At 43.1% G+C, this 15542-nt stretch carries 12 protein-coding genes and 1 tRNA gene; 5 read left to right on the forward strand and 8 right to left on the reverse strand.

What is annotated here, in order from left to right; translation table 11 throughout:
- Nucleotides 1–192: 192 nt before the first annotated feature.
- On the reverse strand, nt 193–1761 hold the full coding sequence (locus VB073_RS03940; RefSeq protein WP_323402845.1) for an Rne/Rng family ribonuclease: 1569 nt from the start codon (nt 1759–1761) through the stop codon (nt 193–195).
- A 291-nt stretch (nt 1762–2052) separates the two neighbouring features.
- Nucleotides 2053–2334, reverse strand: a complete 282-nt coding sequence (locus VB073_RS03945) for an HU family DNA-binding protein (RefSeq protein WP_298646694.1) — start codon at nt 2332–2334, stop codon at nt 2053–2055.
- Nucleotides 2335–2567: 233 nt separating this feature from the next.
- Here VB073_RS03945 and mutY point away from each other — a divergent pair, with 233 nt between their 5' ends.
- From mutY to VB073_RS03965, 4 genes are all read left to right on the forward strand, one after another.
- Nucleotides 2568–3638: an A/G-specific adenine glycosylase gene (gene mutY / locus VB073_RS03950; RefSeq protein WP_323403183.1), complete on the forward strand. Its 1071-nt coding sequence runs from the start codon at nt 2568–2570 to the stop codon at nt 3636–3638.
- 83 nt (nt 3639–3721) lie between these two features.
- A complete protein-coding gene (locus VB073_RS03955) occupies nt 3722–4180 on the forward strand; it encodes a single-stranded DNA-binding protein (RefSeq protein ID WP_323402846.1) in 459 nt (152 codons plus the stop codon).
- Between the two features lie 99 nt (nt 4181–4279).
- Complete coding sequence (gldE, locus tag VB073_RS03960) at nt 4280–5611, forward strand: gliding motility-associated protein GldE (protein ID WP_323402847.1); 1332 nt, start codon at nt 4280–4282, stop codon at nt 5609–5611.
- A 1-nt stretch (nt 5612) separates the two neighbouring features.
- Entirely contained in the window at nt 5613–6248 is a 636-nt protein-coding gene (locus VB073_RS03965; protein ID WP_323402848.1) for a 4'-phosphopantetheinyl transferase family protein, read from the forward strand.
- 36 nt (nt 6249–6284) lie between these two features.
- Here VB073_RS03965 and VB073_RS03970 read toward each other — a convergent pair whose 3' ends face one another.
- The 5 genes from VB073_RS03970 to rplM form a co-directional block, all read right to left on the reverse strand.
- Nucleotides 6285–10130, reverse strand: coding sequence for a TIM-barrel domain-containing protein (locus VB073_RS03970; protein ID WP_416349496.1), 3846 nt, complete (start codon nt 10128–10130; stop codon nt 6285–6287).
- Nucleotides 10131–10272: 142 nt separating this feature from the next.
- Nucleotides 10273–11094 carry a translation elongation factor Ts gene (tsf, locus tag VB073_RS03975; protein ID WP_323402850.1) on the reverse strand — a complete coding sequence of 274 codons (822 nt, stop codon included), beginning with the start codon at nt 11092–11094 and terminating at the stop codon, nt 10273–10275.
- Between the two features lie 31 nt (nt 11095–11125).
- On the reverse strand, nt 11126–11983 hold the full coding sequence (gene rpsB, locus VB073_RS03980) for a 30S ribosomal protein S2 (RefSeq protein ID WP_323402851.1): 858 nt from the start codon (nt 11981–11983) through the stop codon (nt 11126–11128).
- A 196-nt stretch (nt 11984–12179) separates the two neighbouring features.
- Nucleotides 12180–12566, reverse strand: a complete 387-nt coding sequence (gene rpsI, locus VB073_RS03985; protein ID WP_323402852.1) for a 30S ribosomal protein S9 — start codon at nt 12564–12566, stop codon at nt 12180–12182.
- A gap of 1 nt (nt 12567) precedes the next feature.
- Nucleotides 12568–13023 carry a 50S ribosomal protein L13 gene (gene rplM / locus VB073_RS03990; protein ID WP_323402853.1) on the reverse strand — a complete coding sequence of 152 codons (456 nt, stop codon included), beginning with the start codon at nt 13021–13023 and terminating at the stop codon, nt 12568–12570.
- Nucleotides 13024–13393: 370 nt separating this feature from the next.
- On the opposite strand from rplM, the gene VB073_RS03995 reads away from it, so the two are divergent.
- A tRNA-Arg gene (locus VB073_RS03995) sits at nt 13394–13467 on the forward strand.
- 127 nt (nt 13468–13594) lie between these two features.
- On the opposite strand, the gene VB073_RS04000 is transcribed toward VB073_RS03995, so the two are convergent.
- Entirely contained in the window at nt 13595–15529 is a 1935-nt protein-coding gene (locus VB073_RS04000; RefSeq protein ID WP_323402854.1) for an ATP-dependent DNA helicase RecQ, read from the reverse strand.
- Between the last annotated feature and the right edge of the window lie 13 nt (nt 15530–15542).

Below are 15542 nucleotides of genomic sequence, written 5' to 3' on the forward strand. Positions count from 1 at the left end.
TTCGATTGTTATTCAGTGGTTGTTCGGCAATTACACGTGAAGCGTGAATAACAGCGAAGCGAACAACGTGCGAAGCACGAATAACATGAGCGAAGCGAATGAATAACTATTGAACAGCGGTGAAGCAAAAAAACCGATATCCACTTTGGAATACCGGTTTTTATTTTGCTTTTGTCTCGTTCTTACGAAACGTTATTTCATTTCAATTTCTTCTTTCAGATCTATTTCGTTTCCTTCTTTGTCGTAAAATTCATATTGCAGGAACCCGAGTTTCTGGTCGGGAATAACTTTCATGCTTACATTGAATTTTTTTCTCCATTTGTATTTCAACGAAAAGAGACCCTTCTGAACAAAAGCTGCAACATAAGGGTGTATATGCAGACTGAATTTCTTCACTTGTAGCTTGGTAGCTAAATAATCGATCTTTCCTTCCAAAGTGTCTGTGAAAAGAATCGACGACTTTATCTTTCCTTTACCGAAGCAGGTGGGGCAAACCTCGCTTGTGGCAACTTCCATCTCGGGACGGACACGCTGACGCGTAATCTGCATCAAACCGAACTTACTTAATGGCAGGATATTATGCTTGGCCCTATCTTTTGCCATCAACTCCTGCATCCTGGCGAGCAACTTATTCCTATGCTCCCCTTTATTCATATCAATGAAGTCGATTACGATAATACCGCCCATATCCCGCAAACGTAACTGGCGGGCAATCTCTTCGGCGGCGGCCACATTCACCTCGTAAGCACTGTCTTCCTGACCGAGTTTCGATTTATTACGATTTCCACTGTTTACATCGATCACATGCAATGCTTCGGTATGCTCGATAATTAGATAGGCACCATTTTTGAACGTAACAGTCCTTCCAAAAAGTGATTTAATCTGTTTGGTGATGCCGAAATTATCCAAAATGGGAAGTGCTCCTTTGTATTCCTTGACCACGTTCTTACGGTCGGGGGCAATCACACTCACATAATCGGCAATCTGTCGGGCAACCTCCCGGTCATTGATATGGATCTGTTCAAAAGAGGGACTGAAAATATCGCGTAACAGCGCTACGGTACGCCCTGTCTCCTCATAAATCAGTGAGGGCGCCTTGGCTTTCTGTATCTTTCCGTTATTGTCTTCCCATCTCTTTACCAGCACTTTCAGCTCCGCATCGAGGTCGGCGACCCGCTTACCTTCAGCATTGGTGCGTATGATCACTCCGAAATTCTTCGGTTTGATGCTCTGCATCAGCTGTCTCAGCCGGGCACGCTCCTCGCGCGATTTAATCTTTTGTGATACCGATACCCGGTTGATAAATGGGATTAACACCATAAATCGTCCTGCAAAAGAGATTTCGGCCGTCAATCTCGGACCCTTCGTTGAAATAGGTTCTTTGGCGACTTGCACCAGTATCTCCTGCCCTACTTTCAATATATCCGCGATTGACCCTTCTTTCTCGATTTCGGGCTGCAGCTTCATCTTCTGGAGCTGCGGTACCTTCTTCTTGTCTTCAACCTGTTTCTGAAAAGAGAGTACAGAATTGAATTCAACCCCTAAATCCAAGTAGTGAAGAAAAGCGTCCTTCTTATGTCCCACATTCACAAATGCAGCGTTAAGGGCGGGCATCAGTTTTTTAACTTTGCCCACGTAGATGTTTCCAACCGCAAATGAACCATCCTGGCTCTCCTGCTGCAATTCTACCAGTTTCTTCTCTTCGAGAACCGCAATGGTAATTTCTTTTGGTTGAACATCCACAACAAGTTCGCTTGTCACAATTGTTCGTTTTATAAATTAATTTTCAATATGTTAGGCTTCTGTCGTCACAACAGAAAGGAGATTCTCGCCAGAATCCTCACCCTGTTTTATACACAAAGAACAAACTTAATAGCCAATTGGTTCTTTTAAGTTTGTTCCTCTATTGTCGAGTAAAAAAAGTAAGACAGGCTATTTCTTCTTCTTATGTCTATTCTTTCTTAGTCTTTTTTTACGCTTGTGTACAGACATTTTATGCCTTTTTCTTTTTTTTCCGCTTGGCATATGCTTTTTCTCCTTATTTAATTATTGTTATTTATCACCTTTTACCTGGCTCACAAAAGTCTTAGCCGGTTTGAAGGCAGGAATATTATGTTCGGGGATAATAATAGTCGTATTTTTGGAGATGTTACGAGCAGTTTTCTGTGCTCTCTTCTTTACAATGAAACTTCCGAAACCTCTGAGGTATACGTTTTCGTTATTTGCCAAAGAATCTTTTACCACTTCCATGAAAGACTCCACTGTTGCCAATACCGATGCTTTATCTACGCCGGTCTTTTTCGCAATCTCATTTACAATGTCTGCTTTAGTCATTTTATCTATATTTTAATATTAATAATAATACCTTCGGTTATTACTTAGTAAAATTTTGGACTGCAAATATATAGCTTTTTTCTCAACACGAAAAATAAATGAAGGGAATTTTTCTGAATTTCCTCTTTTTTTACTTTTCACACATCCGCCTTCCCACTTTCCACTATCCCACCTTCCCACTGTCCTACTTTTTCATTAGCTTTGCCGGAACAACTGAAGGCAACGAAGAAGAAATGACAGAGAAAGACAATAACTCAGTGATTACATCACTATTAATGAGTTGGTATGAGAAAGAAGGTCGTGATCTGCCTTGGCGGAGAACCACCGACCCATATAAAATATGGATATCGGAAATAATTCTGCAACAGACAAGGGTCGCACAAGGGAGAGACTACTATTTCCGGTTTATCGAGAGATTTCCCGATATAGTGTCACTTGCCACAGCTGAAGAAGATGAGGTCTTAAAGCTATGGCAGGGATTGGGGTATTATACCCGAGCCCGTAATGTGCATGCTGCAGCCAAACAGGTGACGCACACCTTCAACGGTATATTTCCTTCAATATATTCCGATATCATTTCATTGAAGGGTGTAGGCGAATATACTGCAGCAGCGATTGCTTCTATAGCTTTTCATGAACCCCACGCCGTAGTAGATGGCAATGTATACCGCGTAATAGCTCGATTGTTCGGCATTGCATTATCGATACACAGTTCGGAAGGAAAAAAGGTAATCAAAGAGATGGCCCAATCACTGCTCGACATCAAAGATCCCGGAAGATATAATCAGGCCGTGATGGATTTCGGAGCTATAATCTGTACCCCAGTACAGCCCAAATGTACCCTATGTGTACTTCAGGACTACTGCATCGCTTTTGCCGGGAACCAAGTCGGGAAACTCCCGGTAAACGACAGGAAAATCCTGATCAGGAATCGATATTTTTACTATTTTCATATCCTGCACAATGGTAACACATATCTTCAAAAACGTAATGGTTCAGATATATGGAAGAATCTGTTCGAATTTCCGTTGATCGAGACTCCGGAATCATCCGATTTTGCAGAGTTGGAAAGGAATGAAGCTTTCAGGAAACTCTTCAGTGGAATACCTGCTTTATCTGTCAACCACCGACTGGCAATCAAACATCAGCTTACCCATCAAGCCATACACACCCATTTTTACCAGATAACTATTCCCGATGAAGTTTCTTACAATACACCGGAAGGTATTTTAAAAATTGAAAATGAACAACTTTCAGAGTTTCCAGTATCGAGACTTATCCATAAATATCTCGAAATAATTTAGTTGTTCTTTGTTGCTAATTACAAATTAATGATTAATTTTGTTTTTACAGTGAGAGCTATTCTAAAACCAAAAATTTTTAAATTATGTCGGTAAACAAAGTAATTTTAGTGGGGAATGTAGGAAGAGACCCTGAAATGAAGTATTTTGACAATGATGTTGCAAAAGCGAATTTTTCGCTTGCAACCAGTGAAAGGGGTTACACAACTTCTGGCGGCACACAGGTGCCTGAACGCACGGAATGGCATAACATTGTTTGTTGGAGAGGATTGGCACAGATTGCCGAAAAATTTGTAAAGAAAGGTACCTTGGTGTATGTGGAAGGAAAAATACGTTCCCGCACCTATGATGACCAAAATGGAGTGAAGAGGTACATTACCGAAGTTGTGGCCGACAATCTTGAGCTTTTAGGCCGCAGAGGGGGTAGTGATGAAGGATTTGGGAATAGGGATAATGAAAATGGACATAATTACTCTTCATCGCCGGGTCCGATTCCGCGCGACGAGCAGGACGAAATCTCAGATGTAGATGATTTGCCATTTTAAATAAAACATTGTAATTTTGCAGGAGAATGTTTTACCACTTTTTCCAGTGGAAATCAAGTGCTAAAACATTCTCTCTTTGTTTCACTAAAAAACTGTCACTTGGACCCTGACCCTTTATCGTTATCAGACCTATACCTGAGGGCAAACCTGTATGCATTATCCGATTATATCTTAACGGCGGTGCTTCTATTGTTCATTATCTTCAATATAATTGCTTCAGGTGCTGAAGTAGCTTTCTCCACACTCGAAAAGAAATTTGCAGACGATCTCCACACTTCCGAAGAGCCAGAGAAAATACGGATATCAAACCTTCTCAAGAATCCGGAGAAACTAATGGCAGCTCTTATAGTTGCCCAATTATTCCTGCAAGTTACTATTACCGTACTGATCATTTATCTTCTCAACCGGCCGTCACTTTTTGGAGTTGAGAACCTGAATATCCCCCTGCCGATAATAATTATATCCATTTGTGGTATCCTCTTACTGTCAAATATCATCCCCCGATTCTATGCTTCGCATCACCCCTTGCGTTTTGCAGGCAACAACTATCTATTTGTCAGGGTTATAAATACGATAATGAGGCCCATTTCCTGGCTACTTGCGAAAACCACCAAGAATTTTAGTCACGATGCTTCACCATGGCTCCACGAAATTTCCGCTGATGATCTTTCCAAGGCGCTTGAGATCAGGTCAAACGAGACCACACATGAACAGGAAAAGGAGATGCTCGAGGGGATTATACGTTTCAAGGATAAACTGGTAGACGATGTATCTGTCTCCAGAAGCGATATGGTTGCCATTGAACTACAAAAACCGTTCAGTGAAGTGATTGATTTTATTGTTGATGCCGGTTTTTCACGCATTCCCGTTTTTGAAGAGAATGCAGACAATATCAAAGGAATATTATATGTAAAAGATCTGCTGCCGCATCTTGGAAAAGCGCCCTCTTTCAAATGGCAGACATTGATCCGGGCAGCTTATTTTGTACCACAGACAAAACGTATAGACGACCTGTTAGAGGAATTCCGCACCCAGAAAATCCATATGGCCATCGTAGTGGATGAATACGGGGGTACCTCCGGACTGGTTACGATGGAAGATATCCTTGAAGAGATCGTTGGTGATATCAGCGACGAGTATGATGATGAACTACCGTTTTATACGGTGGAATCCGATGGTTCTTATATTTTCGAAGGTAAAACCCAATTGGAGGATTTCATTAAGATTACCCAATTACCGGCAAAAGATTTCGAGAAGATGTCGGAGGAAGTGGATACTCTCGCCGGACTGTTGTTGGAATTGAAAGGTGATTTTCCAAAGCGGAAAGAGAGCTTCATTTACAAGAAACATACTTTTCAGGCAGAAGATTTGAGTAAGAAAAGAATTACCAAAGTGCGCTACATCCCTCCCAAAGTAAAGAGCGAGGAATAAAATGCTGATCAGAAGAGAACATATTGATAACGAAGGATTACTGGGAATCTGGAAAATGGATGAATCATGCGAAGAATTGATACAACTTCTTCCGGAATATATGCGCTCTGATGCGATTGAACATATAAAAGAGATTCGCTCCGAAAGACGTACCATTGAATGGCTCTCCACGCGTATTCTGCTGTTCCGCCTCTTGAACGAAGAGAAAACCATCCTTAATAATCCAGACGGTAAGCCTTATCTTGAAGAGGGAACCCACCATATCAGCATATCCCATACAAAAGATTATGCCGCTATTTATCTGCAGGAAAACCATCTGGTAGGAATTGATATCGAGATCCGGTCGGATCGGGTGAGCAAAGTAGCTCATAAATTCATTGGAGAGAACGAATATATCGATCCCTCACAGAAAATAGTACATCTATTATTGCACTGGTCGGCAAAAGAAAGTATGTTCAAGCTGATGGAAGAAAATGAGATCCATTTCAAGCATCACCTTCATATCCATCCCTTCATTCCAGCAGCCAAGGGAATTTTCACTGCTATGGAGACCAGAACCCGTCGCAATCGCTCCTTTACCATAGATTACGAAGTACATCCTGATTACGTGCTTACGTGGGTTCAGGATTCTCCATAAAGACGGCAAAAGAATCCAAACAACTCATTGACTTTTTCACTTAGCCGAAGTGTCAGAGAATTCGTTCTTTTTCCAATTCAAATTCTTATCCACCAATATTCCATCTATCGGTTTTAACTGGAGTTTACCGTTATGTTTTGCTTTAAATGTAAGCGTGAACAGTTCGGACGAGCCTTCCAGCGATTCTTTATCGCTGATATTCACGAAAGTAGGATAGAGCACTTTCTCTCCATTTGTATGCAGACGGTCGTTAGTGAGATTTTCCATCTCTTCCAGTCCGGTTGCTTTCACACCTACGAATTCTAATTCTTCAGTAGTGTAGGGCAATGCAAAGCTTAAGGCATTCACCGAACGGAGGCTGTCGCCATATACGATGATTTGAATTTCATCACCTGATTTAAATTCGACTTTATCTGAAATCAATGTCAATGTGCCTGCTACGGGTGGGACCCCGGAACCATCCACACCACCGTCAAGTTGCGTGGCAACTACTGAGATATCATAAGCATCGATCAATCCGTTACGGTTCACATCTCCTCCACTCACGTAACCATCGAAATCGGAATCACCTTTGCGCAAACCTGTATAGTTAATGTAGGATGTGAGATCGTCCATATCCACTTTGCCATCGCGGTTGATGTCACCCGGATAGATTGTTTCCGTTCCCGGCACTTTAAAGATATACATTTCCCGTCCAGAACCATAATCACCGACGGCTTTCGCAACCGATATCTTCAGGTATTGCGCCGTCGGTCTATCCGTGAACGGGAAACATTTTGTCTGGCTGTCTCTATCCCATGTAAATGGGATGGTATCTGACCAGTTTTCATTATCAAGGCTGTAAGCAATATTTCCTTGCAATACAATTCCGTTTGTACCGGTTTCACGCGGCAGGTACTCCAGTTTGTCCAGAGTGTTGATACTCCGTAAATCGATGGAAATCTCGAATGGTACAGCGGTGCCTTTATCACCCCATTTCGTATGCCACATATCACTCTCATCGAAATTGAACAATTTATTTACTCCCTGACCACGTTGATCTTCACTTGTTACCTCGGCCTTTATGCCTTTTATGGCAAATTCCAGCGGATTGTTTTTTGTCCGGGTTCCGATATCGGTCCAATCAGATTTACCATCTCTGTTCACAGCCCGCACCCGAAACGTATAATCGGTTTCAGGGCTTAAATCCTCGAATGCTAAACTATCCCTCTGGATGGTGGAATAACGCATTCCTCCAAATTCGATTTCGTAATAGTCGGCGTTGTCAATCTTGTTCCACAGCGGTGTTATGCGGTATGCTCCGATGTTTTCACCGGGAATAGAGACCTTAGGTGCATCAAGCGCACCGGACAGTTTAAGCCGCCTGTCTTGCGGAGCAAAAACGAATCCCGAGATCGACAGTGAAATATCATTCCTGGTAACATCCGTTTCTTCCAGCTTCACGAGTAGTTGTGGATTCTTCGTAATGACATCTTTTTCAAATTCCGAATCTTTTGTCGAGAACCGGTTGAGATTAGGTGCCACATCATAAAAATAGGTGTTGACGCCTGACTCGAACTCGTCCAACGATGCAACTTCCCTCATTTTGATCTTTTTCTTTCCGATCCTGGCTTTTACACTTTTGGGTTTTTCAGTCACATTAATCTGAAATTCAGTCGATTTATCATTTACAAAACCTTCAAAATAACCGGTCGTAGGCTTAATCACGACATTTGCTTTCCCCTTCTGCTCGTCAGAGATAATGAGTGTCTTCACCAATTCTCCCTGACGGTATGTCTCACTCACACCGTCGTCGTCATATTCTGTAAATGTAGTTTTTCCGAAGGGATAAATCTCGTATATCCGCCGCTTTTTATCGATCTGGCTCACGTTGTTATGCGGATTAGTTTTCGGGATAATGGCACCCCTTTTCACAAAAACGGGAAGCTTCCATAGCGGTGCGTCGATATTGTTGATGATACAGCCTCCATTATACATTTCACCCGAGAAATAATCAACCCAGGAACCTTCCGGCAAATAAATTCCGTTTCTGATATCGTTACCCTCCTCGTCCATATCGGTATCCTGATAGATGGGTGCAACCAGAAAAGAGGGACCGAAAAGAAACTGGTATTGGGTGGATTTCCCCAGCGTATAATTATTGGGATAGTCGAGAAACATGGCGCGCACCATCGGTTTTCCGTCTACAGCCTGATGAGCGATGCTGTAAGTATAAGGAATAAGTTCCGATTTCAGCTTCAGATATGAGCGATTGATGCTTGCAGCAGGCTCGCCCAAAATGTGCGGATATTTGGGAGTAGCGCCCCAGCCATCCATATTCAGTTGCATGGGGGTGAACGTCTTCCATTGAAAATCTCTCACATTCACCGCCACATTTTTTCCTCCGAAAATACCGTCCATATCAGACGACACGTTCGGTTGTCCCGAGAGTCCGCTTCCGATGTAAGTTGGGATATGAAAACGGATATATTCCCAATTTCCGCCGCTCTGGTCGCCCGACCAAAGCCCTGCGTAGCGCTGTGTACCTGCCCAGCCGTCAAGCGTAATGATAAATGGCCGTGCATTGTTACCGTAGTAAGACATTATCTGCGCTACATCGGCGACGCCGTTCAATCCGAACGAATAGCCGGCCCCCACCCATGCCACATCGGTTTTAAGCACCCGGACGCCCGCGTTGGAAACCTCTTTCACGATATCACGTTGCAACAACGGCTCCACTCCTTCTTTCGGATGTAAGTCCGATTGTGTCCACAATCCGATTTCCACGCCGTTACGACGTGCATATTCACCCAGATCCCTCAGGTTTTGGATGTTCCCATCCAATGTTTCGGTTTGACCATACCCCGCACCATAACCGTCGTTAGGCAACAACCAACCCAATGGCATATCATATGCATTATAACGGTCAATGACAGCACGGGCAGAGAATTGATAATTTTCTTTTTCACCGTTCAGCGACTCTCTGATGCCGTCGTTGTCTTTCTGGCTCTCGGTGTATCGCTTGCCATCCTCAAACAGAATACCCTCACCCTCTTTTTCCGATTCTTTCCAGTAATCGCGATTATAGGCATTAAGGTGCCCCTGGTAAAATCCGAATTTAGGCAACAATACCGGATTTCCGGTCAGCTGATAGAAGCAGTTCAACAGATCGACAGCGGTTTCACCGACCATAAAGAACAGATCAAGATAACTCTCTTCATGGACAAGTTGTACTTCATCCGCTTTTTGTGAGCCGAAATCGTAGCGTCCAGACTTAAAGGTGTGCCACATAATACCGTAACCCTTTGTTGACCAATAGAAGGGTGTGGGAGAGGCAACACCTCCATCTACCCAGTTATTGGTATTGACAATTTGAATGGCTTTACCCTTATGCGAGAAACGTCCGTTCTGCATGCCACCACCGTAGAAATATTCGTCCGGTTGCGCTTTCAGCAACAATTCAGCGTGGTTTTTACGGACAATAGGTGCTACCGACTCTTCCACAACAATCTCGTTCTTTTTCCGATCAGTAACCCGAAGTCGCCCACTTTGCGTATCAATATCGATCCTGACACGACCGGAAGAAATACTCATCCATCCGGTATCATTCAGGTCCTCTACCCGGAGTCGGCTCACGCCTTTCCGTGGATTATCCGTGAGTATTTGGGCCGGGGGAGTTGCCTGCGGATCACGTAGTATATCACCCGACGGATCAAGAAAAATGCGAAAGATATCTTCACCGTAAAAATCAACAAACATACGCCGATTGTCCGGTAAACGAATTTCAGCGGTTGTGGGGTTAATGAGGCGTATGCTGTCCGCACTTTGTGCATCTGTTACCGTTGTCAGGAGGATGGAGAGAGCCAATAGTGCGAATTTCAGTCCGTTCGTTTTCATATTCATGAAGGAAATGTTTATCGATCAGGGGTTATTTTTTAGAAAACTCAAAATTACAAAAGATATGACAAGATCCCTACTCCACAAGTAAAAAAAACGCCCCGGAAAATTTCCAGAGCGCCTTATCTGTTCGATCAAGAGAGATAACTTACACATTCAACGATACACGTTTGAATGTAGTAACTGATAATTCTTTATCGTTTTCCTTCAAGAACTGTTCGATAGTTTTCTTGGAATCTTTCACATATTCCTGTTGAAGAAGTGTAGATTCTTTGTAGAATTTCTGCAACGCACCTTCAGCGATCCTGTCAAGCAGGTTTTCAGGTTTACCGGCTTCACGGGCTTTGTCACGGGCAATTTCCAGTTCTTTCTCCTTCACCTCAGCAGGAATTCCTTCAGGTGTAACAGAGATCGGATTCATGGCTGCAATCTGCATTGCCACATCTTTCGCTACCTGTTCATTTGCAACTGCCTTACTGAAACCGACGATAGTCGCCAATTTGTTACCCATATGTATATAAGAAGTAACATAAGGAGCGGTAATATATTCGTAGTAACCCAATTGCATCTTCTCGCCAGTAGCTCCGATCTTATCGGTGATCAACTGGGAAACTGAACCGTTAGGAAGTTCTACTGCGAGCAGTTGTTCGAGATTTTCGGGCTTGTGGGCGATAGCAGCGTCAAGAATCTGTTGTGTTAAAGCGATGAACTCCTCATTCTTTGCCACAAAGTCGGTTTCGCATTGCAATGCAACTACAGCGGCGAAATCACCTTCTGTTTTTGCCAATACACAACCTTCCGACGCTTCGCGATCTTCACGTTTTGCAGCTACAGCCTGTCCTTTTTTGCGGATTATTTCCATGGCTCCATCGAAATCTCCGTTTGACTCATTCAGTGCATTTTTGCAATCCATCATCCCCGCTCCTGTCATTTTGCGTAGATGTTGGATTTCTGCCATTGTTACTGCCATATTCTATATATCTTATGTTTAATTATAAATCTTATTCGTCAACCTCAACGTCCTTTGCAAACTTACTTACTACAGCAGCTTTCATCGCTTCGGTATCCTCTTTCTTCACGCGCTCTTTCTTGGCGGCTTTCGATTTGCGTTCACGTCTTTGCGGAGCATCTTCGTCCTGCTCTTCAGCAGCAGCGGCATCAGCTTTTTCCACTTTACGTTCATCGAGTCCTTCTTTGATAGAGTCACAAAGGAAACCAAGGATCATATCCACAGCCTTTGCAGCATCGTCGTTAGCCGGGATCACAAAGTCGATATTCGACGGATCGGAATTGGTATCAACGATACCGAATACGGGGATACCCAGACGTATAGCCTCTTTTACTGCAATATGCTCTTTCATCACGTCCACTACAAAAATTGCAGAAGGAAGACGGGTAAGATCCTGAATGGATCCCAACATCTTTTCGAGTTTAGCGCGCTGACGGGTAATCTGTAATTTCTCGCGTTTAGAGAGTGTATCAAATGTACCGTCTTTGATCATCTTATCGATGCTGCCCATTTTCTTCACCGCCTTTCGGATAGTAGGGAAATTGGTGAGCATACCGCCCGGCCAACGTTCAATTACATAAGGCATATTCACGCTTTGCGCTCTCTCTTCAATCACAGGTTTTGCCTGTTTTTTGGTTGCCACAAAGAGTATTTTCTTGCCTGCCTTGGCAATCTGTTTTAAAGCGGCTGCCGACTCTTCAGCCTTGGCGATAGTTTTGTAGAGATCGATAATATGGATTCCGTTACGCTCCATGAAAATATAGGGAGCCATAGCAGGATTCCATTTTCTTTTTAAGTGACCGAAGTGCGCTCCGGCCTCAAGAAGTTGGTCAAATTCTAATTTTGCCATTTTTGTTTTTTAATTTATTCGTTTACATTCTTTTTCTAAATCGAATCGTAAGGTAAATTACCCTAATTTTATTGCAATGGATAACGTCCTTACGATTTAGATACTAAACGTTATAGCCGCAAGCGGCTTTGAACGGCACAACCTGAAGATCGATACAGTAGATACGGCATAAATCCTCTGAATTGCAGCCGGCATACTAACGCTTGGAGAACTGGAATCTCTTCCTTGCCTTGGGTTGACCCGGCTTTTTACGTTCTACCACACGAGGATCGCGAGTCATGAAACCAGCGGCTCTCAATGCAGGCTTATCTTCAGCATTAATTTTCACCAATGCACGGGCAATACCTAATCTGGCTGCTTCCGACTGTCCTTTGTAACCACCACCGTCGAGGTTGATCCTGATGTCGTATTTATCTACTACGTTCAGGGTATTGAGTGGCTGCTTCACAATGAACTGAAGGATAGAAGAGGGGAAATAATTCTCCAGATCGCGTTTATTGATCACAATCTTACCGGTACCTTCAGTAACAAAAACACGGGCTACGGCTGCTTTGCGTCTTCCTATTGCGTTTACTGCTTCCATATTATTTGAGCGTATTAATATCTATTTTTTTGGGTTTCTGTGCCTGATGGGGATGTTCGCTTCCTGCATAGACATACATATTGTTGATGATCGCATCGCCTAATTTATTTTTAGGTAACATTCCTTTTACAACTTTTCTAAAAAGTCTGTCCGGACCTTTTGCCATCAAATCGGCAGGAGTAAATTCGCGTTGTCCTCCAGGATAACCCGAATAACGCAAATAAACACGATCTGTCCATTTGTTACCTGAAAGCGCTACTTTATCGGCGTTCAGGATGATCACATTATCACCACAATCCACGTGCGGAGTAAAGCTTGCTTTGTACTTTCCTCTCAGCAACTTGGCTACTTTGGAACAGAGACGGCCTAACGGTTGCCCGGTAGCATCAATTTCAACCCATTCTTTCTGTGCCGTTTCTTTATTCACAGAAATGGTTTTATAACTTAGTGTATCCACTTTTGTTGATTTTAATTAGTAAATTACTGCGAATTCAATCCCTATTGCTTCCTATTTAGCCGGGCTAAGGTGGGTTTTGGCAAATAAAAAGCTATGAATCAAACTCTTAATTGATAAAAACTAATAATCGGACTGCAAAGTTACAATAATTCAGAAAATTAGCAAACGATTTGTTGGATTATTTTATTATTTAGACATAAGAACCAAGACACAAAACACAAGATTTTGTAAATTAAAAATGAATAGTGAAAAGTGAAAAATGAATTCTCAACTTCAGCGTTCTCTACTTCCTACTTCTATCTTCTATCATTAATCATCAAATTATTTTGCAGTTTTACAAAAATAGTGTATTTTTGCACCCGTAAATGAGGGCTCCGTAGCTTAACTGAATAGAGCATCTGACTACGGATCAGAAGGTTACAGGTTTGAATCCTGTCGGAGTCACGCTAATTATCAAGCACTTTCAAATTGTTTTGCAGGTGCTTTTTTTGTGTACCAAAGGGATTTCAGCCAAATTGACGAACAAAATGAATAGATGAAGAGTATTGATGCCTATTGAGTGTCTGAATGACTAAATATTCCTTACTAAAAAGACCTCATCATCTTTTAACTCAAACTCCCCGGTATCGATCAAAAAACGGAGTACCGATATTACTTTCTCCCTGCTTTCATCCGAATTATCCTGTTCAACCGAGACTGCATCCACCAGTTCATGGAAGCGCAGAGATCCGATGGGCTGTATGTAATCTTTCAGTTTGTTCCCGATTCTGTGGAAGAGATAATTCGGTAGGCCCGACTCTCCCTTTCTCAGGCAGACATCGCAGTGCCCACAATCTTCAGCGGCAAGCTCCCCAAAATATATCAACAATATCCTACTACGGCAGACATTCGTCTCTTCGGCGTAACCGATCATGGATAAGATCCGTTTCTCAAAGCGCTTTTTACGCTCTTCATATATTGTGCGCGGGATCGAGACAAAGCGTGTTTCCTCACGTGAAGCAGTAAAAACAACAAAAGGGGTTTTCTTGTGTGGTATATAACGGATATATTTTGCTCTGGAGAGGGCGACAAGCATTTCACACACCTGTTGTCGACTCTTCCCTGTTTTTATTCCGAGCAACGACTCATCAATATAGACATCGTCAGAGAAAACACCGGTATAATTTCTCAGGATCGCATGTAAAAGTACATCCATCTCTTGCTCCAGATGCAACGAGTAAATCTCGTCACGGTAAACCAGAAAGCGGATCCGGGAACGCATATCTATCTCTTCGGTATACTCAATATATCCGGCCAACTCCAGTATTTTCAATGCGTGATGGGTTTGAAGAAAAGGGAGCTTGTAGGGTTGACAGAATTCCTGGAGGCTAAAATCATACACATCATTATATCCCGATCCGACAGCTACCTGGTAATAATTACCCAATGCCTCGTAAACACGCAGTACAAAATCACGGGAAGGAAACGAGTCTGCAATCCGCTTTTTCAACTTGGAACTATCCGCTTTCGTATAGAGAATAATAGCATAGGAGCGTTCACCGTCACGGCCAACCCGTCCGGCTTCCTGAAAATATTCCTCGAGTGAGTTAGGGAGATCCAGATGGACAACCACACGAACGTCGGGCTTATCAATCCCCATCCCGAAAGCATTGGTAGCCACCATCACCCTGCAATCATCCATCTTCCATGCGTTCTGCCTGAAGACCTTATCCTTATAGGAGAGACCGGCATGAAAGAAATCGGCAGAAACACCTGCTTTGCGTAGCGATTGAGCAACCTCGACCGTTTTCTGTCGACTTCTCACATAAACGATTGCTGATCCGGGTACCGATTGAAGGATATGCAATAATTCACCGATCTTATTTTCTGCAGTCCGCACTATATACGACAAGTTTTCCCGCTCAAAACTTACACTAAACACATTTTTCTCCCTGAAAAGCAACTTTTCCTGAATGTCATCCACTACCTCTTTGGTAGCTGTGGCAGTAAGCGCAAGCAAGGGAATCCCTTCCAGTAATGTACGGATCTCCGCTATCTTCAGATAAGAGGGGCGAAAGTCGTACCCCCATTGCGAGATACAATGCGACTCGTCGACCACCAGCAGGCAGACATCCATAGCCCGCAACTTCGTAATAAATATATCGGAAGATAGACGTTCAGGGGAGACATAAAGAAATTTATAGTCCCCGAAGATACAGTTTTCAAGTGTGGTAATAATATCGTCACGCGACATTCCCGAATAGACAGCCGCCGCCTTGATACCGCGTTCGCGGAGGTTATCCACCTGATCTTTCATCAATGCAATCAGCGGGGTTACGACTAAACAAATCCCTTTCATGGCCATCACAGGAACCTGAAAGGTCAATGATTTACCCCCGCCTGTAGGCATTAGACCCAAGGTATCCCGTCCTTCCCATATAGACTGGATAATCTCCTCCTGCAAAGGCCGAAATGAGGAATATCCCCAATTTTCACGCAGTATATTATGAAATAGATCCGATTGCATACGCAAACGCCCC

Origin of the sequence: Proteiniphilum sp. (assembly GCF_034927365.1) — a bacterium.
In the GTDB taxonomy this organism is placed as follows: domain Bacteria; phylum Bacteroidota; class Bacteroidia; order Bacteroidales; family Dysgonomonadaceae; genus Proteiniphilum.

Excerpts from the sequence above, each read along its gene's own strand:
- VB073_RS03945 (WP_298646694.1), bottom strand. The coding sequence starts at position 2,334 with ATGACTAAAGCAGACATTGTAAATGAGATTGCGAAAAAGACCGGCGTA.
- mutY (WP_323403183.1), top strand. The coding sequence starts at position 2,568 with ATGACAGAGAAAGACAATAACTCAGTGATTACATCACTATTAATGAGT.
- VB073_RS03955 (WP_323402846.1), top strand. The coding sequence starts at position 3,722 with ATGTCGGTAAACAAAGTAATTTTAGTGGGGAATGTAGGAAGAGACCCT.
- VB073_RS03965 (WP_323402848.1), top strand. The coding sequence starts at position 5,613 with ATGCTGATCAGAAGAGAACATATTGATAACGAAGGATTACTGGGAATC.
- VB073_RS03970 (WP_416349496.1), bottom strand. The coding sequence starts at position 10,130 with ATGAATATGAAAACGAACGGACTGAAATTCGCACTATTGGCTCTCTCC.
- tsf (WP_323402850.1), bottom strand. The coding sequence starts at position 11,094 with ATGGCAGTAACAATGGCAGAAATCCAACATCTACGCAAAATGACAGGA.
- rpsB (WP_323402851.1), bottom strand. The coding sequence starts at position 11,983 with ATGGCAAAATTAGAATTTGACCAACTTCTTGAGGCCGGAGCGCACTTC.
- rpsI (WP_323402852.1), bottom strand. The coding sequence starts at position 12,566 with ATGGAAGCAGTAAACGCAATAGGAAGACGCAAAGCAGCCGTAGCCCGT.
- VB073_RS04000 (WP_323402854.1), bottom strand. The coding sequence starts at position 15,529 with ATGCAATCGGATCTATTTCATAATATACTGCGTGAAAATTGGGGATAT.